The sequence below is a fragment of the Sphingomonas sp. PP-CE-3A-406 genome, assembly GCF_003688625.1.
GTDB lineage: Bacteria > Pseudomonadota > Alphaproteobacteria > Sphingomonadales > Sphingomonadaceae > Sphingomonas.
Genome location: NZ_RCWY01000001.1, coordinates 1,166,535 through 1,192,472 on the forward strand (window position 1 = coordinate 1,166,535; position 25,938 = coordinate 1,192,472).

A 25,938-nucleotide genomic window follows, 5' to 3' on the forward strand; every position below is an offset into this window, starting at 1 on the left:
TCGCAGTTAAAACTGACTGTCGGTCGGTTCTAGGTATCGCCGCTTGAAGCGCGCGACTTCCGCCGCTTGGGGCGCAGGACGGTCCGAAAGATTGGCTATCAAGGACTGGGTTCCGAGCTAAATTTGCCCAATCCTAGACAGTTGGAATTCGCCGAATTGCAGGCCTAAGCGATTCTCTCAAGCGTAGCCGAAGGGATGGGTATGATGGGATCAAGAGTCCCCGGACTCAACCGGCCCTATGCGGCCACCTCTTGATACAGAAAAGCCCGGGCGCTGGTGGCACCCGGGCTGTATTCGCTCGTCGATCACGTCACGGTGATCGCGGGTGTCCCTATTCGGCGGCGACCATCACGTTCATCATGTTCATGCGCTCGCCGCCGGGAGGGGCGGCTTCGCGGGCGGCGCGGAGGACCTGGGTGCGCTCGGCGCGCGAGGCCATCTCGTCCCAGGCCTTTTCGGCGCGGCGGCAACGGTCGCGGACGTTGTCGAGGAGGGCGGCATCGCCGTTGCGACGCTCTTCATCAGCGCGGGCCCGGTAAAATTCTGGATTATCGGCCATGCTGGTGCGCTCCTGCGGGAAATTTCAAAGGGGTGATGCGGCGGCCATGATAGCCGCCGCATCGCAACCGAGATCAGGTTGGCGGACCGTAATCCGCCAGCGAGATCAATCGGCTGGCTGGAGGTTCACGGCCGACTGCTTGCCACGCTTGTCGGGCTCGAGCTCGTAGGTGACGCGCTGGTTCTGGTTCAGCGTCGGCATGCCGGCGCGCTCAACCGCGGTGATGTGCACGAATGCATCGTTGCCGCCGCCATCCGGCGCGATGAAGCCATAGCCCTTGTCGGCGTTGAAGAATTTTACGGTTCCGGTGATAGCCATGAGATGGCTCCTTCTTAGTATGGGGCAACCCGACGTTCGGGCGGCCCGTGCCGCGGAGCAGGGAAAGAAGGAGAAAGGTGCCGCAAAGCGCCAAGAACCGTCGATATGCGACTGTAGCTGAGCACCATATGGGCCAAGATCGCCGGAAATGCAAATCTTGCCGATAAAATGGCTCAAGAAACACGTCGATTTACGCAACTAATATTTTCGCGCTCCCATCCCGAAGCAGCAATACTTCGTGACGACCGACACCGATATTTCGGTGCCGGTCGAGCGGCTTAGCGGCAACGCGTCTCGTTGCTGTTGCGATCGATGGCACGCCCGGCGAGCGCCCCGCCGGCGGCCCCGAGGACGGTGCCGAGCAAGCCCGAGCCGCCCGGTGCGATGACGTTGCCCAGCACGCCGCCCGCGACTCCGCCGACGATCAGTCCGGTGGTGCCGTCGTTGCGGCGGCAATAGTAGCGGCCGTCGTTGCCGCGATAGACGCGCTCGTTCTGCGACAGGCGGCGCTCGCGATAGCGGCGGTCGTCGCGGTAATAGCGGCCGGCGTCGTAGCCGTTGTAGGCGGGATCCGGCCGGTTATAGTCGTAGGACCGATAGCGCGGGTCGGCGCCGTAGCGACTGCCGCCGTCGCCGACGCAGCCGGCAACCAGGGTGGAGGCGGCCAGCAGGCCCAGCATCGCAACGCGCATTTCGTGTCCTTTCAGGGGATATCGAGAGCGTAATGATCGGCGCCGGGGTTTGGTTGCCGGCGCCTATCCCACATCAGTCCTTGAGGTTGGCGGGCACGGTGCCGCCGTTCTTCTCCAGCTCGCGCATCACGGCCTTGATCAGCCACATGTTCATCTCGGCGCTGCCGTCCTTCGCGCCGGTATAGCCGAGCTCGGTGGCGAGCTCCTTGCGGTTGTCGAGGCTCGAATCGAGATCAAGCAGCTTCATCAGGTCCACGATCGAGGTGCGCCAGTTGAGATCGGAGCCCTTCTTCGAGGCGATGCCCGAGAGGACGGCCTCGACGTCGACAGCCTGGGCGGGCGCGGCGGGAGCGGCCTGCGGAGTCGGTGCGGCGGGCGTTGGCGTCGGCGCGGGCTGGGCTGCGGTGGTCTGCGGCGCGGGCGCTGGTGCCGGTGCGTCGGCCTTGGGCGTGCCGAAATGGCCGCTGCCGAGCGGGCCGTGCTCACCGAAGATGGCGGACTTGATCTTGCTGAAGATGCTCATGGGGGGTCTCCGTTGATGAGGCGTATGGCGGGAGAACGCCCGGTGGCGGATTTGGGTGCAGGGTCCGCAAGCGCCGGCGCCAGATCGGCCGCGCCGTGCGACTGGCCGGGGCCGGCGCCGGGGCGGTGATCGGCACCGGGTTCGAACTCGGACTCGGGTTCGCGCGGGCGTTCCGGATCGAACATATCGGCGAGCGCCGCGACTCGCGCCGCATCGGTCGCGGCCGCCGCGTCGACCTCGTCATCGCCGATCAGCCCGCAGTCCACCGCATAGGCGATGAACCAGCTGTCGCGGTCCGCGCCCTCGACGACGACCCGCTCGGCGGTCTCGCGGTCACGCGGCGCATCGAGGATGATCACCTCCTCCTCGGAACAGTCGCGGCTGTAATCGTCGTCGCCGAAAATGTTGCCGTCCTCTTCGTCATAGTCGCTCGGCGGTGGGAAGCGGGTGCGCCAGGCACAGGTGACGTCGTCCCACCAGACCGGGCATTCGCCGTCGGGTCCGTCGGGCTCGACCGCCGGAAGTGCAGAAAGTGCAGACGCTGGAACGGGTTTCTGCGGCACCGGTTTGGCGACGGGTCCGGGCGCGAGACTGAGCAGCCCGGCGGCCTCCGCGCGCGCCCATTGCTCGGCGGTCCAGCCGGCGCGGGCGGCGGGATCGAGATCGGCGACGTCGATCTCCGACGCGAGGCCGGCGTTGCTGCGAAGCCAGCGGTCGGCGCGGGCGAGCGCCACGATCGGCGCCATCCCCTCCCCTGCGTCGGACGATCGGACACGCTCGCCGAGGAACAGGCCGGCGCGCGCCGGGCCGGCATCGCGCTCGACGAGGTCGAGGAACGCGTCGAACTCGGTCGCGATCAGGCGGGCGGCGGCGCTGGTGGTCTCGCTCTCCTCGGCATGGCGATCGAGCCGGGCGAGCAGCGACATGGCGAGGCGGTTGTCGAAGCGGTGGCGTTCGATCACGTCGCCGTCGGGCTTCGTGAGACGCTCGATCTGGCCGACCATCGCGCGACAGAACAGCGCCTCGGCGACGATCGGCCGCGCGACGAGCTTGGCAGCGTCCCAGCCGAGCGCGAACGCCGCGCCCGCTGCACGGCGGCGCAGGCTGTAGGCGGCGCGTGGCGACAGGCCGACGCTGGCGGTCGCCTCGTCGACGGTGGCGCCCTCGGCGATGCGTTCGAGAAAGCCGCGCTGGCGCTCGGGGGACCAGCCGTCGATGCGCTGGCGATGTTGCCGCGTGAAGGAGTCGATCGGCGGCGCGTCGACACCTTGGTCATGGAGAGCGGCGGTCACTTGCGCATGGTCCGGGCGAGCGCGGTCCAGCGGTCGCGGTTGGCGGCGATCTCGGGCGATACGGGGATGCGGGTGCCGATCCGGCCGGCGTCGACATGCGCTCGCCAGGCCATGACGTGGCGGACCGCGTCGGGGAGATGATCGGGGATCGGCGGTTCGTACCGTGGCCGGGGGGCGGGCGCGGCGCGCGTTGCGATGAAGCATGGGGGCGGGTCGGCCGGGGTGGGTGCGTTTGCCATGATCGATCCTCGTTGCGGAGAGGACCGATCAGGTATGCCGGATCGGGGTGTGTAGGACAGCGGTTTCGTGGGGTGGCCCATCGTCCTGACGCCCCCTCGTCATCTGACGAAAGTCAGGACCCAGGGTTACGGGGTATGGCGCTTTTGGCTCTGGGTCCTGACTTTCGTCAGGATGACGGAGGGGGGACGGCTGGCGCCGGCAACGGGGCGTGGAGGGGACGCGTGGCGACACCCCTCCCCCCTCATACCGGACTTGTTCCGGTATCCACCGTTCCGCACTACCGCCGCTATCGCGTTCGAGGGACCGTGGACCCCGGAACTGGTCCGGGGTGACGGAGCGAGGGTGGTGGCGACGGGATCAGCTTCGACCGTCGGGCTGTCCTGATCCTCCCCCGCTAGGGGGAGGTGGCACCGCAGGTGACGGAGGGGGAGGACACGGAACCTACGTAATCGCCCCCTCCCCTCCGTCTGGCAAGCGCCAGCCACCTCCCCCTTGCGGGGGAGGATCAGGAATGCGTCTCAGCCGAGCGTCGAACCGCGATCCGCGGCGAACGACGGGGCCGGGCCGGTGGCGGGGCGGAGCGACTCGCGCTCGGCCTTGGTGGGGACCGCGGTGGGGTCGGGGCGGAAGGCGTCCGGCGCGCGATCGGTCGCACCCGGGCGGGGCGTGTCGAGCGCGAGATCTGGCGCGGCATGCTCGGCGGGGTTGGCCTTCGACCGCAGGAACACCGCCAGCAACGCACCCCCGAGACCGATCGCCGCGGCCCCGATCGACAGCGCGTTGATGCCGAACGTTTTGGCGTTGGGCTTGGGCTTTGGGGCGGGCTTGTGCGGGTGAGGCTTGGTCATGGGAATGTCCTTTGATGCAGCCTCGGAAACGGACGGTCGGTGGCAGGGGTTCCGCTTTGCGCTGGCGACCGAGTTGCGTCCGTCACCGATGCGAATACCCTTGCTGCGTGTGATGACCCGCTATGCTCTCATTGACGGTGACATTGTTGTAGTTACATAAAGGGTCGGATGTGGAGATCAGCTTCGACCCGGTAAAGCGCGCTTGGACGCTGGCGGAGCGAGGGCTCGATTTCGCCGATGCGGGCAAGGTGTTTGCGGGGACGGTGTTCGAGTTCGAGGACGAGCGCGTCGCGTATCCCGAGCGGCGCTATTCGACGATCGGCATGCTCGAAGATCGCATGGTCGTGGTAATATGGGTCGACGCCGAAGACGGTCGGCGCGTCATATCGATGAGGAAGGCCAATGTCCGAGAACGCACGCGATTTGAACGCTACCTCGCTTGATCCGAACGACGACGCGCCGGAGTGGACGGACGAGATGTTCGAACATGCCGAGTTCGCGATCGGCGGGAAGGTGATCCGGCCGGCGACGGGCTATCTGGGCCCGAACGGCGTCGTCAAGGGCCGCCCTCCCCTGCGCGACCGGGCCAAGCAGCAGGTAACGTTGCGGCTCGATCCGGACGTGCTGGCGAAATTTCGCGAGGGCGGGCCGGGATGGCAGGGGCGGATCAATGCGGCGTTGCGGACGGCGGCAAAATTAAATTAAAACATTACTTCAGTATATTGCGAAAGGTTAGATTGATGCGAGAATCACATCTCTTGCTTTCCTTGTTAATGCCGTGTTTCCAAAATGATTGAGTTGGCCCTTGCATTAGCATCATACTGCCAGAGGTTAAGCTTATTGCCTTGACTGGCAAATCAACTTTTTTCTTATGTTTGAATAGCAAGGTTCTTGTAGCGCCGTAGCTCAACGATGCAATCGTCGGCTCCTTGCCAAGCGATGGTTCGTTATCGCTATGAAATCCCATGCTATCATTGTTATCTCGGTATAGATTCAACAATACGCTGTTAAACCTTGCGTCAACAATAGATTCAAGTTCTCTTTTTATACTTAAAAGTAGATTTGTCCAAGGCATCGGAAACATAACAGTACCCGAATAAGTATAACTTCTGCCGGGATCACCATACCATGCCGTGAGACGCGGCTGCAAATGCCGCTTACCCCACACAACGATTTCCTCATGTAACCACTTGGTTTCAGAATTTAGCTTTTCAAAAATAGAATCATTACTAAGTGGCATTGGAAATTGGACAAGAAAGGACACATCCGCGTCCTCCATCGGGATACTAGACATTTTAAGATCGGAAGAAAATAAATCACGCATTCTAAATCTTTTTCCAGATTCTTCTGTTCACATTTCCCGTTATTTTGGGGCTTTGATCGTATCGAGCAGAATACTTATTCAGCGTGGATTTTTCTTCGTCGCCGCCAATTAGCATCCAGGTATCGTCCTCCGAGAAAACCTCCACGATATCGCTTCGTTCCGCGATTGCCTTTTCTGCTAGCGGCAAAAAGGCGTCGCCGCCGTTATCTACATATACGAACAACGCCCCCGCCCTTGCACCGGAAATCAAGCGGTCAATAAATTTTGAAACCGACCCACCCGCCGCATCAAACGCCCAAACTTCGGAAAGGGCGAAGCTAAACGTGAAGATATCAGCATCGTTAAAACTCCAGCTATCAGCCCATGGAGCTCCAAGCGCAAGGTCAGTTTTTACGGATTTCCGCGTATAACTTGTTTCGCCAAACGTCGCAAATAAGGCATCGCGTACCGTCTTCCATGCCGCCTCATAATCCAAGAATACGAACTTTATCTTGCGCTTTTCCAAGCCATTACGCTCTGCGAATTTGATAAATCCTAATGCGTCGCTACCTGGGCCGCCGCCGATACACGCAATTTTTATTGAGCCTCCGCCAACCGCTTTTAGGACAGCTGATTTCGCTGAACTCAAAGTCCGATATAAGAGGTCGCCGTGAGACGCGAGACATCTAAAACTATAAGCAATTTGAGTATCTGCGGATGAATAATCGATTGGGCTTCGATCCACATTCATCAACATCGAATAAGCCGATGATAGAGAATTTAGCCTCGACTTAACACTCGCATCGACTGATTTTCCCTCGACCTCAACCGCCTGCCTGTCTAAATCATCAAGCACAAGGAGCACTCTGTCAAAATTGGTTAGCACGGCTCTCTCCATAATTCCGTGCTAGTTGAGCCTGCCGCTACTGATGTCGCAAGTGCTATAAAATTCAAATTATTACAAAAAGGGCCTACTAGAAAGGCTCAGCTCCAACACAGCTACAATTTGAAACCGAAAAACCGCCTACCCTCGCAGTTCACAACCTTATTCCTCTGCAACCACCCGCTTCTCCAGCAACGGCGCCAGATACTTCCCCGTGAAGCTGCCCTTGGCCTTCGCGACCTTCTCCGGCGTTCCCTCCGCGACGATCTCGCCGCCCTTGACGCCGCCTTCGGGGCCCAGGTCGAGGACCCAGTCGGCGGTCTTGATGACGTCGAGATTGTGTTCGATCACGACGACCGTGTTACCTTGCTCGACCAGCGCGTGGAGGACCTCCAACAATTTCCGCACGTCCTCGAAGTGGAGGCCGGTGGTGGGTTCGTCGAGGATGTAGAGCGTGTTGCCGGTGGCGCGGCGCGAGAGTTCCTTGGCGAGCTTGACGCGTTGCGCTTCGCCGCCCGAGAGCGTCGTCGCCTGCTGGCCGACCTTGACGTAGCCCAGGCCGACCTCGACCAGCATCGCCATCTTGTCGCGGATCGGGGGGACCGCCTTGAAGAACTCGGCGGCGTCCTCGACCGTCATGTCGAGCACGTCGGCGATCGAATGGCCCTTGAACTTCACCTCGAGCGTCTCGCGATTGTAGCGCGCGCCGTGGCAGACGTCGCAGGTGACGTAGACGTCGGGGAGGAAGTGCATCTCGATCTTGAGCACGCCGTCGCCCTGGCACGCCTCGCAGCGGCCGCCCTTGACGTTGAAGCTGAAGCGGCCGGGCTTGTAGCCGCGCGCCTGCGATTCGGGCAGGCCGGCGAACCAGTCGCGGATCTGCGTGAAGCTGCCGGTGTAGGTGGCGGGGTTGCTGCGCGGGGTGCGGCCGATCGGTGACTGGTCGATGTCGATGACCTTGTCGAGATACTGGAGGCCGGTGATCTTGTCGTGCTTGCCCTGGACGATGCGCGCGCCGTTCAGCTCGCGTGCGGCGGCCGCGTAGAGCGTGTCGATCGTGAAGCTCGACTTGCCCGAGCCGGAGACGCCGGTGATGCAGGTGAAGGTGCCGAGCGGCAGGCTGGCGGTGACGCCGCGCAGGTTGTTCGCGACCGCGTTGTGGACGGTGAGCTTCTTGCCGTTGCCTTTCCGACGCGTCGCGGGGACGGGGACTTCGCGCGTGCCGTTGAGATAGTCGGCGGTGATGCTGCCCTTCGACTTGAGGATCTGCTTCAGCGTGCCCTGCGCGACGACCTGGCCGCCGCGGACGCCGGCGCCGGGGCCCATGTCGATGATGTAGTCGGCGGTGCGGATCGCGTCCTCGTCATGCTCGACGACGAGCACGGTGTTGCCGAGATCGCGCAGACGGCGGAGCGTCTTGAGGAGCATGTCGTTGTCGCGCTGGTGCAGGCCGATCGAGGGCTCGTCGAGGACGTAGAGCACGCCGGACAGGCCGCTGCCGATCTGCGACGCGAGGCGGATGCGTTGGCTTTCGCCGCCGCTGAGCGTGCCGCTGGTGCGGTCGAGGTTGAGGTAGTCGAGGCCGACGTTGTTGAGGAAGCCCAGTCGCTCGACGATCTCCTTGAGGATGCGCTCGGCGATCGCGTTCTGCTGGTCGCCGAGATGCTGCGGCATGTCGGTGAAGAACTGGAGCGCGTCGACCACCGAGAGATGCGTGGCGTAGGAGATGTCCTTCATCGCGATCTTGACCGCTAGCGCTTCGGGTTTCAGGCGCGCGCCGCCGCAGACTTCGCAGGGGGCGGCGGACTGGTACTTGCTCAGCTCCTCGCGCATCCAGGCGGAGTCGGTCTGGAGCATGCGACGGTTGAGGTTGCCGATGACGCCCTCGAACGGCTTGGAGACGTCGTATTTCTTCTTGCCGTCGATGAAGGTGAGCGTGACGGGCTTGCCCTTCGAGCCGTGCAGGATGGTGCTCTGGACCTCCGGTGGGAGGTCGGACCACGGCGTCTCGATGTCGAACTTGAACTCGCGCGCGAGGCTGCCGAGGACCTGCATGTAATACGGGCTCGGAGGGTTGGATTTCGCCCAGGGAACGACCGCGCCCTTCTTGATGCTGAGCATGTGGTTGGGGACGACGAGGTCTTCGTCGAACAGCAGCTTCTCGCCGAGGCCGTCGCAGGCCGGGCATGCGCCTTGCGGGGCGTTGAACGAGAACAGGCGTGGCTCGATCTCGGATATGGTGAAGCCGCTGACCGGGCAGGCGAACTTCTCGCTGAACACGATGCGGCCGTCGGGGGCGTTGTTGCCGAGGATTTCCGACTTGGGGGTGTGCGGCTCGACCGGGTCGGCGGGGTCGACATAGGCTAGGCCGTCGGCGAGTTTCAGCGCGGTTTCGAAGCTTTCTGCGAGGCGCGTGGCGATTTCGCCGCCCACGACGAGGCGGTCGACGACGACTTCGATGTCGTGCTTGTACTTCTTGTCGAGCGCGGGGGCTTCGTCGATGTCGTGGATCGTGCCGTCAATGCGGACGCGCGCGAAGCCTGCCTTCTGCCACTCGGCGAGTTCCTTGCGGTACTCACCTTTCCGCCCGCGGACGACTGGAGCGAGCAGGTACAGGCGCGTGCCCTCGGGGAGCGCCATGACGCGGTCGACCATCTGCGACACGGTCTGCGCCGCGATCGGTTCACCGGTGGCGGGCGAATAGGGGATGCCGACGCGCGCCCAGAGCAGGCGCATATAGTCGTAAATCTCGGTGACGGTGGCGACGGTCGAGCGCGGGTTGCGCGACGTCGTCTTCTGCTCGATCGAGATCGCGGGGCTGAGGCCTTCGATGTGGTCGACGTCGGGCTTCTGCATCAGTTCGAGGAACTGGCGGGCGTAGGCAGACAGGCTCTCGACGTAGCGGCGCTGGCCCTCGGCGTAGATCGTGTCGAACGCGAGGCTCGACTTGCCCGAGCCCGAGAGGCCGGTGATCACCGTGAGCGTGTCGCGGGGGATGTCGATGTCGACGTCCTTGAGGTTGTGCTCGCGCGCGCCGCGTACGGAAATCTTTGTCAGCATGAGGCTGGTTCTACTTCTGTTCTGATCGGGAGACTAGTGGGAGAGATAGGAATGCATGAGGCCGGGTGCCAGTTCATCCGGGACGATCGATTGCGCGACGGTCGTCATGCGAGCGCACATCCGACTTGCAACCCGGTGGGTATTGATGACAACCGGCGGGAGGTACGGCGTGCAGGGGATAATGCGATGAGGACTGATTTTCGATGCCGCTGATGATGCCGCTGGCCGCCGCCGCAGCGCTGGCCGAGCCCACCGCGACTGCGCCGTTGACGCCGGTGGGCAAGTGGAACGTCGACTATGGCGCGACCGCCTGCATGCTCGGCCGCACCTATGGTACCGGCAAGGCGGAGACGGTCCTTGCGCTGCGCCAAGTGCCGCTGGGCTCGTCGCTCGACCTGATGGTCTATACCAACGACAGTAGCGCGACGATGCGAATGGGCCAGGCAAAGGTCAGCGTCGCTGGCGGCGGAACGCACGAGGGGCGTTACGAAAGCTTTCCGACGCAGGCGTCGGGGAAGCGGATGACGCAGATGCCCGTCGACGCCGCGCTGTTCGAGGCACTTCCTCCCGACGCGGTGCTGCGGGTCGCGCCCGAGAAGATGCGCGGATGGAGCTTTACCCTGCCCAATGCGAAGGCAGCGTTCGAGGCGTTGGCCAAATGCAATGATTCGACGGTCAAGCTGTGGGGGCTCGATCCGACCGAGCGATCGCGGATCGCCCAGGCCGCCGAGCCGAAAGGCCCTCCGGGAGACTGGATTTCGACCGGCGACTACCCGATGTCGATCGTCAGCAAGGGCGCGCAGGGCACGACGACGATCCTGTGGACGATCGGTCTGGATGGCCATGTCGCCGATTGCCGAACCGTGGTGTCGAGCGGCGAGGTCGAACTCGACAAGGCGGCGTGCCACGCGATCGTCGCACGGGGGCGCTACAGCCCGGCACTTGGCTTCGACGGCAAGCCGATGATCAGCCATGCTTCGCGCAAGGTGATGTGGCGACTGCCGGGGACGTGGTCCGGCAAGTAAGCGCGCTCCGGTGCAGAGCAGAGGACCGGCGCCATCGGGCTTGCGATCCTCAATCGGTGTATTATCTTTGTCGTACACATTGCGAACGGCACAGAGGACGACATGGGCAAGAAGAAGGACGAGCGTAAGCGGCGCGAGCGCGAAGTTGAGATCGACATGCGCGCGGGCGGGCATCACGCGGGTGAGCCGGACGGCGGCGGGCACAAGCGCCACAAACATGACGATGGCAAGCACGCCGACCATAAGCACGACGGTGGAAAGCAGGATGGCGGCAAGCATGCGGGCGGGGCGCCGTTCGCCGGGATCGCCGCGACGATCGCACGGCAGATGGGGACGCCGGTCGGGCGGCAGATGATCGCGGCCGGGCTGATGGCCGCGGCGACGGCGATCTCGAAGCATGACGCGAAGGTTAATGCTCGGCCGACGCCGCCGACCCCACCGACGCCCCCTGCCCCGCCCTCGCCTTCCGCACCCTCGCAACAGGCTGAGCCTGGTGCGTCGAAGGTGGAGCCGGATGTGGCGGTCGAGACGGCCAAGCCGCAGGGCAATGGTCCGTTCGCCGGGGATACGCCGGAGCCGCCGCGGAGCGAGAAGACCGCGTTGCCGCCCGAGTTCGCCAAGGTGCTGGACTCGGTGACGGTAGGGCTGGAGCGGTTGTTCGTCGGGTTCGGCAAGCCGACCGGGAAGAAGGATCCGCCTGCCGCTTGATCGTGCGGGACCGCGACGCCGCGCGTGGCGTTGCGGTCCTGCCCCGGGGCTCAGGCGGCCTTTGTGTATACGTCCGGGATATAGACGTCCGGGACGTAAACGGGAGGAATGCAAACGGCGGGTTGGCGGCGGTCGCTCTTCGCGCGGTACATCGCGCGGTCTGCGTCGGCGATGAGGTCGACGATCGGCGTCTGGGGCTCGCCTTCGACGATGCCGAAGCTGACCCCGAGCGTGCCATGCGTCGCCATGCGCGGCGCCATGGTCTGCGCGAACCGTGTCGCGATGCCGGTGCCGATCGCGCGGGCCTGCGTTGTCGGGACGTCGGGCAGCACGCAGACGAATTCGTCGCCGCCCCAACGGACGAGGTGGCCTTGTCGGCCGAGGGCCTCGTGGGCGATTTCCGCAAAGGTGCGGAGCGCCGCGTCGCCGGCGGCGTGGCCGAACGTGTCGTTGAGCATCTTGAAGCGATCGAGATCGAGCATCATCACCGTCAGCGTGCGCGGCGCATGGCCGCCAACGAACGTCCGCACGATGCGATCGAGGCCGGCGCGATTGAACGCGCCGGTGAGCCAGTCGCGCTCCATCTGATCGAGCAGCAGGTTCTGGCCGCGCTCGGCCTGCAGGATCAGCAGCGAGAACGCGCGGAAGATGATGAAGGCGATCTGGCCGGCGGCGAGCCAAGCGCCGAGATCGTCGTGACGACCGGTCAGCTGCGTGCCGATGCGGTCGCTATAGGCCAGCCAGGCGCGGCCGAGAAACATCGGTACGGTGACCGCGAACAGCGCGGCGACGATCCAGCCGGTCTGCAGCGAGTCACGCCGCGCGAAACGGACGGCGACGACGACCACGACGAGATCGAACCCGGCACGGATGACGCTGAGATAGGCGACGCGGAGGTGGAAATGCGCAGGGTCGTGCGTGAACCACAAGGGCAGGCCCAGCACCGCGGCGATCGCCAGCAGCGACCTCAGGCGCGCGTCCGGGCGGTCGAATTTCACCGCCGCGCCGGCGATCAGCGCATAGCCCATCACCACCGCGGGGTTGCCGATGCTGGGCGCCCAGGGGAGACCGATCCGATCGTTCAGCACCGCCATCAGTGCGCCGCAACCGGCGATCACGTGACCGGCGCCCCATAAGCCTGCCCATGACCCGAACCGGCCGGTCGCGAGGGGGATGAGATGGATGAACCCGGCGACCAGCATGCCAAGGCCTGCGACGACGTAGAGAGTAGAGAGATCGAGCGCCACGGAGACCTGCTTGTTCGTTCGTTACGCGGGTTGATAGGTCGGCTTTGCTAAGGATTGGTTCCGGTTAGGGCGTGGGGACGGAAATTTGCTTTTTGTTGGGTTTTGGGTGCTTCGGCTTGAAGGGCCCCGCCACGCGGTGCACGCCACTCTGATCGAGCTCGGTAATTGCGTTCCCCTTGCCCCGTCATCCCGGCGAACGCCGGGACCCATGGTCGCGGGGCGGGTAATGATGGCGCGATATCGCCGGGTCCTCCGTAACCGTGGGTCCCGGCGTCCGCCGGGATGACGGATCGGGGTGTGGGTTTGAAGGGTTTGAGAAGGGTCTGGAGCGTGGGCTTGGGAGCACGTGGCGCTGTCATAGACCTCGCAAACCAGGATCTTCCTGCAGTCGCGGCTGCCATTTTATAGCTCGCTACCCCCTCCCCCGTCATCCCGGCGGACGCCGGGACCCATGGTCGCGGGGCAGGTAATGATGGAGCGATATCGCGGGGTCCGCCGTAACCGTGGGTCCAGGCCTTCGCCGGGATGACGGATAGCGGGTGGTCGGACGGGTTTTCTGGAGGGCGTGCAATTGTATCGCTTCCCCACACCCCCGACTCCCGCTCGTTACCCCTACCCTTTCAACCCAGGTCGTTCGCCGTTCGCCGTTCGCCGTTCGCGCGGCAAACGCAGAGAGGGCGCCGGTGGATTGCCACCGACGCCCTCTCGATCTTTCTTCACTCGCAGATGCGAAGCCTTGCTTGGCCGGACAGGGGCAAAGCCCCTGTCGTCGGACGGCGCTGGAGCGTCGCCGGCCGGGCAAGCCCTTTGGATCCATATCTAGCAATTGCTAGATATGAATAGGCTTGCCCTGCACCGCCATCGCCGCTTCCTTGATCGCCTCGGCATGCGTGGGATGCGCATGGCAGGTGTAGGCGATGTCCTCGCTGGTCGCGCCGAATTCCATCGCGATGGCGGCTTCGGCGATCAGCGTTCCCGCCAGCGAAGAAACGATCCAGACGCCGAGGACGCGGTCGGTCTTGGCGTCAGCGATGATCTTCACGAAGCCGTCGGTGTCGCGGTTGGTCTTGGCGCGGCTGTTGGCGGCGAACGGGAACTTGCCGACCTTGATCTCGGTCTTGTCCTTCGCTGCCTCTTCCGTCAGGCCGACGCCGGCGATCTCGGGCATCGTGTAGACGACGCTCGGGATGACGTCCTCGTTGACGATGCCGGTCTGGCCGGCGATGTTTTCCGCGACCGCGACGCCTTCGTCCTCGGCCTTGTGCGCGAGCATCAGGCCGGGGATGCAGTCGCCGATCGCCCAGACGCCATCGACCTTGGTGCGGAACGAGTGATCGGTTTCGATCTGGCCGCGCTTGTTGAGTTCGAGGCCGATGGCTTCGAGGTTGAGACCGTCGACGTTCGCTTTCCGCCCGATCGAAACGAGCACCGCGTCGGCGGTCAGCGTCTCGGATGCGCCACCCGCGGCAGGCTCGACGGTGACGGTTGCGACGCCGTCAGCGACGGTGACGCCGGTGACCTTGGTTGAGAGCTTCAGCTCCATGCCCTGCTTCTTGAAGAGCTTGGCGGTCTCGCGGCGGACTTCACCGTCGAAGCCTGGAAGGATCTGGTCGACGAACTCGACGACCGTGACCTTCGCACCGAGACGACGCCAGACGCTGCCGAGTTCGAGGCCGATCACGCCGCCGCCGATGACGACCATGTGCTCGGGCACCTTCGGCAATGCGAGCGCGCCGGTGCTGTCGACGACGGTCGTCTGGTCGACCTCGACGCCGGGGAGCGGCATCACCGACGAGCCGGTGGCGATCACGATGTTCTTCGCGGTGACCTTCTGGCCCGCCACGTCGACGGTGTGCGCGTCCTGGAATGCGGCCTTGCCCTTGAGCCAGGTCACCTTGTTCTTCTTGAACAGGAATTCGACGCCGCCGGTCAGTTCCTTGACGGCCTTGGCCTTCTCGGCGTGCATCTGGTCGAGGTTCAGCGTGACGCCCTGGAAGTCGATGCCGAACTTCGTCATGTGGCCGCCCTTGGCCTCCTCGTAGATCTCGGACGCATGGAGCAGCGCCTTCGACGGGATGCAGCCGACGTTGAGGCAGGTGCCGCCGAGCGTCTCGCGCGATTCGGCGCAGGCGGTGCGCAGGCCGAGCTGCGCGGCACGGATCGCCGCGACGTAACCGCCGGGGCCCGCACCGATCACGAGGACGTCATAGTCGTAGTCAGCCATGCCTCAACTCACCTTTTAACTTATTGCGCTTCGCCGCAACGAGATCGCGCGTGAACCCGAGTGCAGCTTGCAACTGTGCCCGAGTGATATGGGAATAATCCGCGAGATAGCTATCGATCGAACCACCATACTCGATGAACTCAAGGAGGTGATCGACGTACATTCGGGTGCCGGCGATGCGAACCTTGCCGAAGCAAACATCTGGGTCGGTCACGATGATCCCGTCCCATGGCGTTCGATCTGGTGCCGTCATCTCGACCTCCGATTGCCTCACGATACTTTCCGTCATCCTGGGCTCGACCCAGGATCCAGAGCAACGAGCGGTTCCGTCCGTTACTCTGGATCCTGACTTTCGTCAGGATGACGGTTTAAGTCATGCGATACCTTTGGTGTACCTTCTTTCCGTTCAGAACGTACCTTCGTTCATCGACCTCAGAGGTCGATCAGGATGCGCGTGGGATCTTCGATCGCATTTTTCAGCGCCACCAGGAACGTCACGGCTTCGCGGCCGTCGATCAGGCGGTGGTCGTAGCTGAGTGCGAGGTACATCATCGGGCGGATGACGATCTGGCCGTTGACGACGACCGGGCGCTCCTCGATGCGGTGGAGGCCGAGCACGGCGGACTGCGGCGGGTTGATGATCGGGGTCGACATCAGCGAGCCGAACACGCCGCCGTTCGAGATCGTGAAGGTGCCGCCCTTCATCTCGTCCATCTTGAGCGCCCCTTCCTTGGCGCGCTTGCCGAAGTCGCCGATCGTCTTCTCGATCGTCGCGACGGACATCTGGTCGGCATCGCGGATCACCGGGACGACGAGGCCGCCCGGCGACGAGACCGCGACCGAGATGTCGGCGTAATCGTGATAGACGATGTCGTCGCCGTCGATCGACGCGTTGACCGAGGGGATGTCGCGCAGCGCCATCGTCGCGGCCTTCACGAAGAAGCCCATGAAGCCGAGGCGGACGCCGTGCTTCTTCTCGAACAGGTCCTTGTACTTGGCGCGCGCCTCGATCACCGCGGTCATGTCGACGTCGTTGAACGTCGTCAGCATCGCGGCGGTGTTCTGCGCTTCCTTGAGGCGCTTGGCGATCGTCTGGCGGAGGCGCGTCATGCGCACGCGCTCTTCGCCGCGACCCGAAGCGGCGGCAGGCGCTGCGGCCGGAGCAGGCGCTGCGGCGGGCGCCGGTGCTGGCTTGCTCGATGCGGCGGCGGTCACGTCTTCCTTGGTGATGCGACCGTCGCGGCCGGTGCCCTTGACGGTGCCGGGGTCGACGCCGTGCTCGAGCACCGCGCGGCGGACCGACGGGGAGAGCGCGGCGGGCGAGTCGCTGGTGCCGGCACCGGGCTGGTCGCCGTAACCTGCGCCGGACTCATCCTTGGCGGGCGCGGACGGCGTTGCGGTCGCGGCTGGCTCGGGCGCCTTGGCCGGGGCAGCGGCGGCGCCGTCACCGGAGTCGATCGTGGCGAGCATCGCGCCGACCTGCACGGTGTCGCCGACGGCGACGGCGTGCTGGCCCATGACGCCGGCGACCGGCGACGGGACCTCGACCGAGACCTTGTCGGTCTCGAGGCTGGCGATCGGCTCGTCGACCGCGACGGGGTCGCCGGGCTGCTTCAGCCACTCGCCGAGGGTGGCTTCGGTGATCGATTCACCCAGGACGGGGACGGTGACTTCGGTTGCCATTTTCTCGTTTCCTCCACCCCGGCGTAGGCCGGGGTCCAGTTACGAAACGCTGAGTGGCCGGCGTTTCGCTCAATTACATCTACCATCCCAATTGGGCCCCGGCCTACGCCGGGGTGGTAGAAAAACTTAGTTTGCGCGGGTGCGGCGGATTTCGTCGCGGACGCTGTGGCCGAGCGCGTCGGCGACGAGCGCGCCCTGTTCGGCCTGGTGACGCTTCATCAGGCCGGTCGCGGGCGACGCCGAGGCGTTGCGCCCGGCGTAGCGCGCGCGCTTCACGCGGGAGTCGACCGTTGCCAGCGCCTCCTCGATCAGCGGCTCGACGAAGAACCAATAGCCGTTGTTCTTCGGCTCTTCCTGCGCCCAGACGATCTCTTCCAGGTTCGGCATCCGTGCGACGCGCTCGGCGATCGGGTTGCCGGGGAAGGGATAGAGCTGTTCGACGCGGACTATCTGCGTGTCGGTGTCGCCCGCCGCATCGCGTGCCTCGATCAGGTCGTACGCGACCTTGCCGGTGCACAGGACCAGACGCTTCGTATCGACGTCGGCGGCCGGATTGGTATCCGACAACAGGCGGCGGAAGTGGCTGTCGCCCTGGAAATCCTCGGCGTTCGAGACGGCCAGCTTGTGCCGCAGCAACGACTTGGGCGTCATCACGATCAGCGGCTTGCGGAAGTTGCGGTGCATCTGCCGGCGAAGCAGGTGGAAATAGTTCGCCGGGCTGGTGCAGTTCGCGACCTGGATGTTGTCGTCCGCGCACGACTGAAGGAAGCGCTCGGGACGTGCCGAGCTATGCTCTGGCCCCTGCCCTTCATAGCCGTGCGGCAGCAGCATCACGAGGCCGTTGGCGCGGAGCCACTTCGACTCGCCGGACGTGATGAACTGATCGATCATGATCTGCGCGCCATTGACGAAATCACCGAACTGCGCCTCCCAGAGGACCAGCGTCTTCGGGTCGGCAAGCGCATAGCCATATTCGAAGCCGAGCACGCCGTACTCGGACAGCGGGCTGTCGAGCACCTCGAAATTGCCGTGCTCGATCTCCTGCAACGGCACGTACTTGTGCTCGTCGGTCTGGTCGACCCAGACGGCGTGGCGCTGCGAGAAGGTGCCGCGGCCCGAATCCTGGCCGGACAGGCGGACGCCGTACCCTTCCGAGAGCAGGCCACCGAATGCGAGTGCCTCGCCGGTCGCCCAGTCGAAGCCCTTGCCCGACTTGAACATCTCGCGCTTGGCGTCGATCACGCGCGCCAGCGTCTTGTGGATCTTCACGCTGTCGGGGACGGTCGTGAGCGTGCGGCCGAGCGAATCGAACAGCTTCGTGCTGAGGCCGGTCTCGACATTGCGGCGTGCCGACGCACCATCCGTGGGCGCGCTGAGGCCGGTCCAGCGACCGCCGAACCAGTCCGCCTTGTTCGGCTTGTACGACGATCCGGCTTCGAACTCACCCTCGAGACGGAGCGTGAACTGCTTCACGTTCTCGTCGATCCAGGGCTGGTCGATCACGCCTTCCTTGATCAGGCGGTTGCCATAGACCGTCGACACGCCGGGGTGCTTACGGATGATGTCGTACATCAGCGGCTGCGTGAAGGACGGCTCGTCGCCCTCGTTGTGACCGAAGCGGCGATAGCACCACATGTCGATGACGATGTCGCGGTGGAACTTCTGGCGGAATTCCATCGCCATCTTGGTCGCGAAGGTGACCGCCTCGGGATCGTCGCCGTTGACGTGGAAGACCGGCGCCTGGACACCCTTGGCGACGTCCGACGGGTAGGGCGACGAGCGCGCGAACTGCGGCGAGGTCGTGAAGCCCACCTGGTTGTTGATGATGAAGTGGACGCAGCCGCCGGTGTTGTAGCCGCGGATGCCGGAGAAGCCGAGGCACTCCCAGACGATCCCCTGCCCCGCGAACGCCGCGTCGCCGTGGATCAGCACGGGCAACGCCGCGGTGTGATCCTTGAGGTCGTTGGTGAGCGTCTGGATCGCACGCGTCTTGCCGAGCACGACGGGGTCGGCGGCTTCGAGATGCGACGGGTTGGCGACCAGGCTCATGTGAACCTTGTGGCCGTCGAACTCGCGATCGGTGCTGGTGCCGAGGTGGTACTTCACGTCGCCCGAGCCGCCGATGTCGTCGGGATTGGCCGAACCGCCGGCGAATTCGTGGAAGATCACGCGCAACGGCTTGGCCATCACGTTCGCCAGCACGTTGAGGCGACCGCGATGCGCCATGCCGATGACGAGCTCGCGCACGCCCATCTGGCCGCCGTACTTGATGACGGACTCAAGCGCGGGGATCATCGATTCGCCGCCGTCGAGCCCGAAGCGCTTCGTACCGACGTACTTCTTGCCGAGGAATTTCTCCCACTGCTCGGCCTCGATCACCTTGGTGAGGATCGCCTTCTTGCCGTCGATGGAGAATTCGATCGCCTTGTCCTGGCCCTCCATGCGCTCCTGGAGGAAGCGGCGCTCCTCGACGTCGGAGATGTGCATGTATTCGAGGCCGACATTGCCGCAGTAATTCTTGCGCAACGTGTCGACGAGCTCGCGGATCGAGACCCATTCGAAGCCCATCGTGCCGCCGAGATAGACCTTCCGGTCGATGTCGCCGTCGGAGAAGCCGTGATATTCGGTCTTCAGATCCTCGGGCATCTCGCGCTTCGACAGGCCGAGCGGATCGAGGTTCGCGGCGAGATGGCCACGGACGCGGTAGGTGCGGACGAGCAGCTGCGCGCGGATCGCGTCGGCGGCGGCCTTGGCGATCTCTTCCTTCGAGACGGGCGCGGGTGCCGCGGCGGCGGGGGCCGGCTTGCCACCCTTGGCGGGCTTGGGCGCGGGCTCCATCTGGGTCGGATCGAGCGCTGCGGTCAGGTCGTCCGTGGTGGTGAGCGGCCAGCGGGCGCTCTCCCAGCTCGGGCCCTGCGCGGAGCCTTCGAGACCCTCGAAGAACGCGCGCCAACCGGATTCGACCGAGGCCGGGTCCGCGTTGAACTTGGCGTAGAGCGTCTCCACGAACGCCGGGCTGACGCCGGCTGCGATATCGCTGAAATCCTGGCCTTCGTAGCCCATCGTTCTCGTCCTCAGTGTCCTTCTCCCCGCGGGGGAGAAGGAGGGGCCCACTCGCACTTGCGGGTGGGAGGGTGAGGGCACGGGCGGTCACGTGCCCTCACCCTTCCGCTGCCAAGAGGCAGCTCCTTCCCTCTCCCCGGGGGGAGAGGGGTAGTTCGTTCAACCCTTCAGCACGCTCAGCAGCGTCTCGCCGAGCAGGCTGGGGCTTTCCGAAACGCGGATCCCGGCAGCTTCCATCGCCGCGATCTTGCTCTCTGCGTCGCCCTTGCCGCCCGACACGATCGCGCCGGCATGGCCCATGCGACGGCCCGGAGGCGCCGTACGACCGGCGATGAAGCCTGCCATCGGCTTCGACCGACCGCGCTTGGCTTCGTCGCGGAGGAACTGTGCCGCCTGCTCCTCGGCGTCGCCGCCGATTTCGCCGATCATGATGATCGACTGGGTTTCGTCGTCGGCGAGGAACAGCTCGAGCACGTCGATGAAGTTCGTACCGTTGACCGGATCGCCACCGATGCCGACCGCGGTCGTCTGACCAAGGCCTGCGTTCGACGTCTGGAACACCGCCTCATAGGTCAGCGTGCCTGAACGGCTGACAACGCCGACCGAGCCCTTCTTGAAGATCGAGCCGGGCATGATGCCGATCTTGCACTCGCCGGGGGTCAGCACGCCGGGGCAGTTCGGGCCGATGAGGCGCGACTTGGAGCCCGACAGCGCGCGCTTGACCTTGACCATGTCGAGCACCGGAATGCCCTCGGTGATCGCGACGATCAGCTCGATCTCGGCGTCGATCGCTTCGAGGATCGAATCGGCGGCGAAGGGGGGCGGCACGTAGATGACCGACGCGGTCGCGCCGGTCATCGCCTTGGCTTCGGCGACGGTGTTGTAGACGGGGAGGTCGAGGTGGGTCGTACCGCCCTTGCCGGGCGTGACGCCGCCGACCATCTGCGTGCCGTATTCCAGCGCCGCCTTGGTGTGGAAGCTGCCGGTTTCGCCGGTCATGCCTTGCGTGATGACCTTGGTGTTCTTGTCGACGAGGATGCTCATCTTGTCTCGTTCCTTACCACCCCGGCGAAGGCCGGGGCCCAATTGGGAAAGCGGTCATGGTCGTGCGATGCGATCGTAAAGGTCGTCCCAAGAGGGATTGAAACCGTTGATCTCACGCAGTTTCCAGTCTCGCTTCCACTCCTTCATGTGCAGCTCGCGCTGCCGGGCGGCTTCCCAACTACCGGCTAACTCATACCAGACGAGCAGCTTGCAGTCGTATTTCTTCGTGAACCCGGCGACAACGGCGTTGCGGTGTTCCCACACGCGCTTCGCCAGGTTCAACGTCGAGCCGAGGTAGATCGTGCCATTAAACCCACTTGCCATGATGTAGACGAACGCTTGTTCTTCCATCAGCGGGGCCTTCCCAATTGGGCCCCGGCCTTCGCCGGGGTGGTGCGATCCTTACCTCACCTCAAATCAGTTCAGCGAACCGTCGATACCCTTGCAGGCGACGATCAGCTCCTTGACCGCGTCGACCGACACGGTGAGGTTCTGCTTGGCTTCGTCGTCCAGCTTGATCTCGACGATCTTCTCGACGCCGCCAGCACCGATCACCACCGGCACGCCGACGTACAGATCGGTAAGGCCGTACTCGCCCGACACATACGCCGCCGCCGGCAGCACGCGCTTCTGATCGTACAGATACGCCTCGGCCATCGCGATGCCGCTGGTTGCCGGCGCGTAGTATGCCGAGCCGGTCTTCAGCAGCGCGACGATCTCACCGCCGCCGCCGCGCGTGCGCTTGACGATCGCGTCGATCTTTTCCTGGCTCGACATGCCCATCGCGATGAGATCGGGAACCGGGATGCCCGAAACGGTCGAGTAGCTGATGACCGGGACCATCGTGTCGCCGTGGCCGCCGAGCACGAAGCTGGTGACGTCCTTGACCGAGACCTTGAACTCGTCGGCGAGGAAGTGGCTGAAGCGTGCCGAGTCGAGCACGCCGGCCATGCCGACGACCATGTGATGCGGCAGGCCCGAGAATTCGCGGAGTGCCCACACCATCGCGTCGAGCGGGTTGGTGATGCAGATCACGAACGCGTTCGGGGCGTTGGCCTTGATGCCCTCGCCGACGGCCTTCATGACTTTCAGGTTGATGCCGAGCAGGTCGTCGCGGCTCATGCCGGGCTTGCGCGCGACACCGGCGGTGACGATGATGACGTCTGCGCCGGCGATGTCGGCGTAGTCGTTCGAGCCGGTGATCTGCGAGTCGAAGCCTTCGACCGGGCCGCACTGCGACAGGTCGAGCGCCTTGCCCTGGGGGATGCCCTCGGCGACGTCGAACAGGACGATATCGCCAAGGCCCTTGAGTGCTGCGAGGTGCGCGAGCGTACCGCCGATGTTACCGGCGCCGATCAGCGCGATCTTCTTGCGAGCCATTCCAATCCGTCTCCGTCTGATGTGCGGGGTGATTGGTGACGCCGGTTACGCGCATTATCCCGCTACGGCAACCGCTAAAAGGACAAAAGCGGGTTGTTATTGCGAGTAGTTCGCATGTGCAATAAGCCGTGCTTGCTTCGTCATCCTGACGAAAGTCAGGATCCAGAGTAACGAACGACATCGCCTGTGGCTCTGGATCCTGACTTTCGTCAGGATGACGGTAGAGCCTTAGAGGTGGCCTTCCGCGAGATAATCCTCGGAGCGCATCTCTTCGAGGCGGCTGATCGTGCGGTCGAACTCGAAGCGCCCGTCACCGCTTTCGTAGAGGTCGCCGGGTTGCGCATCGGCGGCGGCGAGGAGCTTCACCTTGTGCTCGTACAGCGCGTCGATCAGCGCGACGAAGCGCGCGGCCTCGTTGCGGTTCTCGGGGCCGAGCTTGGGGATGCCGACGAGGATGACGGTGTGGAATTTCCGCGCGATGGCGAGATAGTCGGCCACGCCGCGGGCTTCTCCGCACAGCTTCTTGAAGCTGAACACCGCGACGCCCTTGAGCGATTTCGGCACCCGCAGCGTGCGGCCCTGGACGATCAGATCCTCGGCGGGGACGTGCTCGCTGTCGTCGGTCGAGAAGTCGGTTAGGCGGAAGAACGCGGCTGACAACTGCGCGGTCGCCTCGGGGCCGTTGGGGACGAGCCATGTGTCCTGGCTGCCGAGCCGGTCGCGACGATAGTCGACCGGACCGTTGAGCGGGAGCACGTCGAGGCGGTGCTCGATGGTCGCGATGAAGGGCAGGAAATGCTCGCGGTTGAGCCCGTTCTTGTAGAGATCGGCGGGCGGGCGGTTCGAGGTGGTGACGATCGTCACGCCGGAATCGAGCAACGACGTCACCAGTCGCGACAGGATCATCGCGTCGGGGCTGTTGGTGACCATCATCTCGTCGAACGCGAGCAGCCGCGTCTCGTCGGCGATCGCGGTGGCGACGGGAACGATCGGGTCGCCAACTTCCTTGCGACGCTCGGCGGCGATGCGCGCGTGGACCTCGAGCATGAACTCGCCGAAGTGGACGCGGCGCTTCTTCTCGACGGGCGCGTTGGCGAAGAACAGGTCCATCAGCATCGACTTGCCGCGGCCGACGCCGCCCCAGAGGTAGACGCCGCGGGGGTCTGGTTTTTTGGAGAAGCGGGCGAAGAAGCTAGTGGACTTGGGGGTGGCGAGTTCGGTGGCGAGGGTGTTGAGGCGCGCGGCTGCGGCGGCTTGTTCCGGGTCGGGGCGGAGTTCGCCTGACGCTACGAGTGCTTCGTAGGCCTTTAGGACGGTCACGCCGCCACCTCTCCGCCACCCCGGCGGAGGCCGGGGCCCAATTGGAAAGGTTTCGATAACGGAGCGGGGCGCTTCAACACTGATCGTTTCCCAATTGGGCCCCGGCCTTCGCCGGGGTGGTGATAGCGGCCGGGGTCAGCCCTTTTGCGGCTTAGGCGACGGCTTGCGGATCGTGGCCGAGAAGGCGGCGATCTTCGTTTCGTCGTCCCCTTGCACCACGAGGCCCCGCAGGAACAAGAGGCGGCCGGTTTCCTTGAGCACCTCGACCTGCGCCTCGATCGGCTCGCCGACGCGGCCGCCGCCGATGAATTGCGTGTTGAGATCGAGCGTCACCGCGGTGCCGGCGGTGATCAGGCCGAAGCCTCTGGCGGCGGCGAACAGCGCGACGTCGATGAACGCGAGGAGCGCGCCACCGTGGACGTTGTTCTGGAGGTTCGAATGGCGATGCTCGGGGGTGATGCGGACGCGGACGATGGGGCCGTCGACGCGGTAGAGCATGGGGCCGAGCAGCGTGTTGAAGCGGGTCGGGTCGGAGAGCGACCAGCTGCGCCAGCCTGGGTTGGCGGGGTCTTCGGCTTCGACGAAATGGGGTTGGGGAGCAGGCTTATCCGTCATAATTTCCGTTCGTGCCGAGTAGAGACCGAGCGTAGTCGAGGGCTCGTATCGAGGTACATGTCCTTCGATACGCCATCTCGACAAGCTCGATGGCTACTCGGGACGAACGGGATTGGGGGGAGGACTGACGCCCTCCCCGCCCCAAAGGATCAGACGATCCGTTCGGCTTCCATCTTCTTGATCTCGGCGATCGCCTTGGCGGGGTTGAGGCCCTTCGGGCACGCGTTCGCGCAGTTCATGATGGTGTGGCAGCGATAGAGGCGGAACGGATCTTCCAGCTCGTCGAGGCGCTCGCCGGTCATCTCGTCGCGGCTGTCAGCGAGCCAGCGATAGGCCTGCAACAGGATCGCCGGCCCCAGGAACTTGTCGGCGTTCCACCAGTAGCTCGGACACGAGGTCGAGCAGCAGGCGCACAGAATGCACTCGTACAGGCCGTCGAGCTTCGACCGGTCTTCCGGCGACTGGAGGCGCTCCTTGCCCGAGGGCGGCGGGGTGACGGTCTGCAGCCACGGCTTGATCGACGAATATTGCGCGTAGAAATGCGTGAAGTCGGGGACCAGGTCCTTGATCACATCCATGTGCGGCAGCGGGGTGATCTGGACCTCGCCCTTGCAATCCTCGATCGCGGTCGTGCAGGCGAGACCGTTCTTGCCGTTGATATTCATCGAGCACGAGCCGCAAATGCCCTCGCGGCACGACCGGCGGAAGGTGAGCGAGGAATCCTGCTCGCTCTTCATCTTGATCAGCGCGTCGAGCACCATCGGGCCGGTGTCGTCGAGATCGAGCGCGAACGTGTCGTAGCGCGGGTTCTCACCGCTGTCGGGATCGTAGCGGTAGACCTTGAACGATTTGAGACGCTTACCCCCGCTGGTCGAGGCATGCTTGACGCCCTTCTTGACGACGCTATTTTTCGGGAGCGAGAATTCGGCCATTGCGAGCGGTCCGTCCGTGGTGTGATTATAGGTTGTCAGAGCCGATACATGACAGCGGCCCTCCCCGCAAATCCTTAGCTTCGCGGGTGCAACATGGGTCACACCCGCTGTCGCGTCGCCTGCGCGTGCCGGATCAGATGATGTCGAGGACGAGCCCGAGGTCGCGCGCTTCCTCGGCTTCGATGTACCAGTTGGAGGGGGCCTTCTTCTTCAGCTCCTCGAGCGACACCTTCGAGCCCTCGACGATTGCGCGAAAACCTTCCTCCTGGATGTTGATCGAGTCCTCGATCTCGTGGAGCTTGGCCTTGAGCGTGTAGGACAGCGTGTTGAGCGGGCCATTGAGCTCGATCGTGCTCTGCATCTGGCGCTCGTGGATCATGATGCGGCTGTTGCGGGTGAGGAAACGGCTGTCGACGGGGAAGGCGGACATGAACGTCGCGCCGGCGGAATATACCGCGACCTTGCCGAGGAAGAGCGTCTCGCGGCCGGTGTATTCGCGGAGGAGGCGGATGTTGTCGCCCATCGCGCGGGCGACTTCGGGGTCGCCGCCGAGGGTGGTGATCGAGACGACGAGCGGGCCTTCGGTGGGCGCGGCGACGAGTTGCAACTTGAAATTGTCGTACATCGCGTCGTCGACGGGGCCGTGGAGGTGGATGTGTGGGGCGGCCAGCAAGGGGTAGTTGCGGGCGTTCGAAGCGGGGGATGTGTCGGTCATGCCGCGGCAAACTTTTGCGGGGGCGGTGGGTTCCGAGGGACGCGATAAAAGCGCGAGGGCCTAAAGCTTCGTGGCAAGCCCTGCCTGTTTCAGGATGGCGTTGGCCGTGTGGCGGGACAGGATCGTGCCATCGACGACGACCGGGCGTGGCGCGTGCGGACTGCGCCAGATTTCGTGATCGCCCTTGCCGCTGCGCACGAAGGTGCAGCCGTTGGCCGTAAGGATATCGCGAACCTGCGCGGCGTATCCTCGGACCATGATGCG

27 protein-coding genes are annotated in these 25,938 nt (G+C 64.4%); 4 read left to right on the plus strand and 23 right to left on the minus strand.

From position 1 onward, the window contains the following. Positions 1-331: 331 nt before the first annotated feature. From C8J44_RS05095 to C8J44_RS05120, 7 genes are all read right to left on the minus strand, one after another. Positions 332-559, minus strand: a complete 228-nt coding sequence (locus C8J44_RS05095) for a hypothetical protein (protein WP_056047490.1) — start codon at positions 557-559, stop codon at positions 332-334. Between the two features lie 105 nt (positions 560-664). Further along, positions 665-877 (minus strand): cold-shock protein, encoded by a 213-nt coding sequence (locus tag C8J44_RS05100; RefSeq protein WP_031394996.1) that lies wholly within the window; start codon positions 875-877, stop codon positions 665-667. A gap of 278 nt (positions 878-1,155) precedes the next feature. Then, on the minus strand, positions 1,156-1,569 hold the full coding sequence (locus tag C8J44_RS05105; protein ID WP_183128697.1) for a glycine zipper 2TM domain-containing protein: 414 nt from the start codon (positions 1,567-1,569) through the stop codon (positions 1,156-1,158). Between the two features lie 73 nt (positions 1,570-1,642). Next, complete coding sequence (locus tag C8J44_RS05110) at positions 1,643-2,092, minus strand: DUF3597 domain-containing protein (RefSeq protein WP_121903534.1); 450 nt, start codon at positions 2,090-2,092, stop codon at positions 1,643-1,645. Next, positions 2,089-3,384: a hypothetical protein gene (locus C8J44_RS05115; RefSeq protein WP_121903535.1), complete on the minus strand. Its 1,296-nt coding sequence runs from the start codon at positions 3,382-3,384 to the stop codon at positions 2,089-2,091. Before C8J44_RS05115 ends, C8J44_RS05110 begins: the two co-directional genes overlap by 4 nt. Further along, positions 3,381-3,623, minus strand: a complete 243-nt coding sequence (locus C8J44_RS18125) for a hypothetical protein (protein ID WP_147453125.1) — start codon at positions 3,621-3,623, stop codon at positions 3,381-3,383. Before C8J44_RS18125 ends, C8J44_RS05115 begins: the two co-directional genes overlap by 4 nt. A 519-nt stretch (positions 3,624-4,142) precedes the next feature. Further along, positions 4,143-4,472 (minus strand): hypothetical protein, encoded by a 330-nt coding sequence (locus C8J44_RS05120; RefSeq protein ID WP_121903536.1) that lies wholly within the window; start codon positions 4,470-4,472, stop codon positions 4,143-4,145. Between the two features lie 170 nt (positions 4,473-4,642). Here C8J44_RS05120 and C8J44_RS05125 point away from each other — a divergent pair, with 170 nt between their 5' ends. Further along, on the plus strand, positions 4,643-4,915 hold the full coding sequence (locus tag C8J44_RS05125) for a BrnT family toxin (protein ID WP_121903863.1): 273 nt from the start codon (positions 4,643-4,645) through the stop codon (positions 4,913-4,915). Continuing rightward, positions 4,875-5,177, plus strand: coding sequence for a BrnA antitoxin family protein (locus C8J44_RS05130; RefSeq protein WP_121903537.1), 303 nt, complete (start codon positions 4,875-4,877; stop codon positions 5,175-5,177). Before C8J44_RS05125 ends, C8J44_RS05130 begins: the two co-directional genes overlap by 41 nt. Positions 5,178-5,181: 4 nt before the next feature. Here the strand turns inward: C8J44_RS05130 and C8J44_RS05135 are convergent, their stop codons facing one another. The 3 genes from C8J44_RS05135 to uvrA form a co-directional block, all read right to left on the minus strand. Beyond that, positions 5,182-5,796 carry an alpha-ketoglutarate-dependent dioxygenase AlkB gene (locus C8J44_RS05135; protein WP_121903538.1) on the minus strand — a complete coding sequence of 205 codons (615 nt, stop codon included), beginning with the start codon at positions 5,794-5,796 and terminating at the stop codon, positions 5,182-5,184. 1 nt (position 5,797) lies between these two features. Next, positions 5,798-6,661 carry a hypothetical protein gene (locus C8J44_RS18130; protein ID WP_147453126.1) on the minus strand — a complete coding sequence of 288 codons (864 nt, stop codon included), beginning with the start codon at positions 6,659-6,661 and terminating at the stop codon, positions 5,798-5,800. 159 nt (positions 6,662-6,820) lie between these two features. Continuing rightward, positions 6,821-9,718, minus strand: a complete 2,898-nt coding sequence (gene uvrA / locus C8J44_RS05145) for an excinuclease ABC subunit UvrA (protein WP_121903540.1) — start codon at positions 9,716-9,718, stop codon at positions 6,821-6,823. A gap of 203 nt (positions 9,719-9,921) precedes the next feature. Between uvrA and C8J44_RS05150 the strand changes: the two genes are divergently transcribed. Then, positions 9,922-10,743: an energy transducer TonB gene (locus C8J44_RS05150; protein WP_121903541.1), complete on the plus strand. Its 822-nt coding sequence runs from the start codon at positions 9,922-9,924 to the stop codon at positions 10,741-10,743. Between the two features lie 102 nt (positions 10,744-10,845). Continuing rightward, on the plus strand, positions 10,846-11,451 hold the full coding sequence (locus tag C8J44_RS05155; RefSeq protein WP_121903542.1) for a hypothetical protein: 606 nt from the start codon (positions 10,846-10,848) through the stop codon (positions 11,449-11,451). 50 nt (positions 11,452-11,501) lie between these two features. Here C8J44_RS05155 and C8J44_RS05160 read toward each other — a convergent pair whose 3' ends face one another. From C8J44_RS05160 to C8J44_RS05220, 13 genes are all read right to left on the minus strand, one after another. After that, on the minus strand, positions 11,502-12,698 hold the full coding sequence (locus C8J44_RS05160) for a GGDEF domain-containing protein (protein ID WP_147453127.1): 1,197 nt from the start codon (positions 12,696-12,698) through the stop codon (positions 11,502-11,504). A gap of 829 nt (positions 12,699-13,527) precedes the next feature. Further along, positions 13,528-14,922, minus strand: a complete 1,395-nt coding sequence (gene lpdA, locus C8J44_RS05165; RefSeq protein WP_121903544.1) for a dihydrolipoyl dehydrogenase — start codon at positions 14,920-14,922, stop codon at positions 13,528-13,530. Further along, on the minus strand, positions 14,915-15,175 hold the full coding sequence (locus tag C8J44_RS05170; RefSeq protein ID WP_056050234.1) for a DUF433 domain-containing protein: 261 nt from the start codon (positions 15,173-15,175) through the stop codon (positions 14,915-14,917). Before C8J44_RS05170 ends, lpdA begins: the two co-directional genes overlap by 8 nt. A 179-nt stretch (positions 15,176-15,354) precedes the next feature. After that, positions 15,355-16,605, minus strand: a complete 1,251-nt coding sequence (gene odhB, locus C8J44_RS05175; RefSeq protein ID WP_121903545.1) for a 2-oxoglutarate dehydrogenase complex dihydrolipoyllysine-residue succinyltransferase — start codon at positions 16,603-16,605, stop codon at positions 15,355-15,357. Between the two features lie 126 nt (positions 16,606-16,731). Further along, positions 16,732-19,668 (minus strand): 2-oxoglutarate dehydrogenase E1 component, encoded by a 2,937-nt coding sequence (locus C8J44_RS05180; RefSeq protein ID WP_056047460.1) that lies wholly within the window; start codon positions 19,666-19,668, stop codon positions 16,732-16,734. A 159-nt stretch (positions 19,669-19,827) separates the two neighbouring features. After that, complete coding sequence (gene sucD / locus C8J44_RS05185) at positions 19,828-20,712, minus strand: succinate--CoA ligase subunit alpha (protein ID WP_093396778.1); 885 nt, start codon at positions 20,710-20,712, stop codon at positions 19,828-19,830. Between the two features lie 54 nt (positions 20,713-20,766). Then, complete coding sequence (locus C8J44_RS05190; protein ID WP_056060662.1) at positions 20,767-21,063, minus strand: GIY-YIG nuclease family protein; 297 nt, start codon at positions 21,061-21,063, stop codon at positions 20,767-20,769. A 66-nt stretch (positions 21,064-21,129) separates the two neighbouring features. Then, a complete protein-coding gene (mdh, locus tag C8J44_RS05195) occupies positions 21,130-22,092 on the minus strand; it encodes a malate dehydrogenase (RefSeq protein WP_056047455.1) in 963 nt (320 codons plus the stop codon). A gap of 228 nt (positions 22,093-22,320) precedes the next feature. Then, positions 22,321-23,412 carry a cell division protein ZapE gene (gene zapE, locus C8J44_RS05200; protein ID WP_121903546.1) on the minus strand — a complete coding sequence of 364 codons (1,092 nt, stop codon included), beginning with the start codon at positions 23,410-23,412 and terminating at the stop codon, positions 22,321-22,323. Positions 23,413-23,547: 135 nt separating this feature from the next. Further along, positions 23,548-24,027: a PaaI family thioesterase gene (locus tag C8J44_RS05205; protein ID WP_121903547.1), complete on the minus strand. Its 480-nt coding sequence runs from the start codon at positions 24,025-24,027 to the stop codon at positions 23,548-23,550. Positions 24,028-24,176: 149 nt separating this feature from the next. Then, positions 24,177-24,959, minus strand: coding sequence for a succinate dehydrogenase iron-sulfur subunit (locus tag C8J44_RS05210; protein ID WP_107952059.1), 783 nt, complete (start codon positions 24,957-24,959; stop codon positions 24,177-24,179). A gap of 133 nt (positions 24,960-25,092) precedes the next feature. After that, a complete protein-coding gene (locus C8J44_RS05215; protein WP_121903548.1) occupies positions 25,093-25,674 on the minus strand; it encodes a ClpP family protease in 582 nt (193 codons plus the stop codon). 60 nt (positions 25,675-25,734) lie between these two features. Beyond that, positions 25,735-25,932 (minus strand): type II toxin-antitoxin system HicA family toxin, encoded by a 198-nt coding sequence (locus tag C8J44_RS05220; protein ID WP_121903549.1) that lies wholly within the window; start codon positions 25,930-25,932, stop codon positions 25,735-25,737. Positions 25,933-25,938 lie beyond the last annotated feature (6 nt).

Coding starts and splice junctions, on each gene's coding strand:
- C8J44_RS05095 (WP_056047490.1), bottom strand. CDS start 559: ATGGCCGATAATCCAGAATTTTACCGGGCCCGCGCTGATGAAGAGCGT.
- C8J44_RS05100 (WP_031394996.1), bottom strand. CDS start 877: ATGGCTATCACCGGAACCGTAAAATTCTTCAACGCCGACAAGGGCTAT.
- C8J44_RS05105 (WP_183128697.1), bottom strand. CDS start 1,569: ATGCGCGTTGCGATGCTGGGCCTGCTGGCCGCCTCCACCCTGGTTGCC.
- C8J44_RS05110 (WP_121903534.1), bottom strand. CDS start 2,092: ATGAGCATCTTCAGCAAGATCAAGTCCGCCATCTTCGGTGAGCACGGC.
- C8J44_RS18125 (WP_147453125.1), bottom strand. CDS start 3,623: ATGGCAAACGCACCCACCCCGGCCGACCCGCCCCCATGCTTCATCGCA.
- C8J44_RS05120 (WP_121903536.1), bottom strand. CDS start 4,472: ATGACCAAGCCTCACCCGCACAAGCCCGCCCCAAAGCCCAAGCCCAAC.
- C8J44_RS05130 (WP_121903537.1), top strand. CDS start 4,875: ATGTCCGAGAACGCACGCGATTTGAACGCTACCTCGCTTGATCCGAAC.
- C8J44_RS05135 (WP_121903538.1), bottom strand. CDS start 5,796: ATGCGTGATTTATTTTCTTCCGATCTTAAAATGTCTAGTATCCCGATG.
- uvrA (WP_121903540.1), bottom strand. CDS start 9,718: ATGCTGACAAAGATTTCCGTACGCGGCGCGCGCGAGCACAACCTCAAG.
- C8J44_RS05150 (WP_121903541.1), top strand. CDS start 9,922: ATGCCGCTGATGATGCCGCTGGCCGCCGCCGCAGCGCTGGCCGAGCCC.
- C8J44_RS05155 (WP_121903542.1), top strand. CDS start 10,846: ATGGGCAAGAAGAAGGACGAGCGTAAGCGGCGCGAGCGCGAAGTTGAG.
- lpdA (WP_121903544.1), bottom strand. CDS start 14,922: ATGGCTGACTACGACTATGACGTCCTCGTGATCGGTGCGGGCCCCGGC.
- C8J44_RS05170 (WP_056050234.1), bottom strand. CDS start 15,175: ATGACGGCACCAGATCGAACGCCATGGGACGGGATCATCGTGACCGAC.
- odhB (WP_121903545.1), bottom strand. CDS start 16,605: ATGGCAACCGAAGTCACCGTCCCCGTCCTGGGTGAATCGATCACCGAA.
- C8J44_RS05180 (WP_056047460.1), bottom strand. CDS start 19,668: ATGGGCTACGAAGGCCAGGATTTCAGCGATATCGCAGCCGGCGTCAGC.
- sucD (WP_093396778.1), bottom strand. CDS start 20,712: ATGAGCATCCTCGTCGACAAGAACACCAAGGTCATCACGCAAGGCATG.
- C8J44_RS05190 (WP_056060662.1), bottom strand. CDS start 21,063: ATGGAAGAACAAGCGTTCGTCTACATCATGGCAAGTGGGTTTAATGGC.
- mdh (WP_056047455.1), bottom strand. CDS start 22,092: ATGGCTCGCAAGAAGATCGCGCTGATCGGCGCCGGTAACATCGGCGGT.
- C8J44_RS05205 (WP_121903547.1), bottom strand. CDS start 24,027: ATGACGGATAAGCCTGCTCCCCAACCCCATTTCGTCGAAGCCGAAGAC.
- C8J44_RS05210 (WP_107952059.1), bottom strand. CDS start 24,959: ATGGCCGAATTCTCGCTCCCGAAAAATAGCGTCGTCAAGAAGGGCGTC.
- C8J44_RS05215 (WP_121903548.1), bottom strand. CDS start 25,674: ATGACCGACACATCCCCCGCTTCGAACGCCCGCAACTACCCCTTGCTG.
- C8J44_RS05220 (WP_121903549.1), bottom strand. CDS start 25,932: ATGGTCCGAGGATACGCCGCGCAGGTTCGCGATATCCTTACGGCCAAC.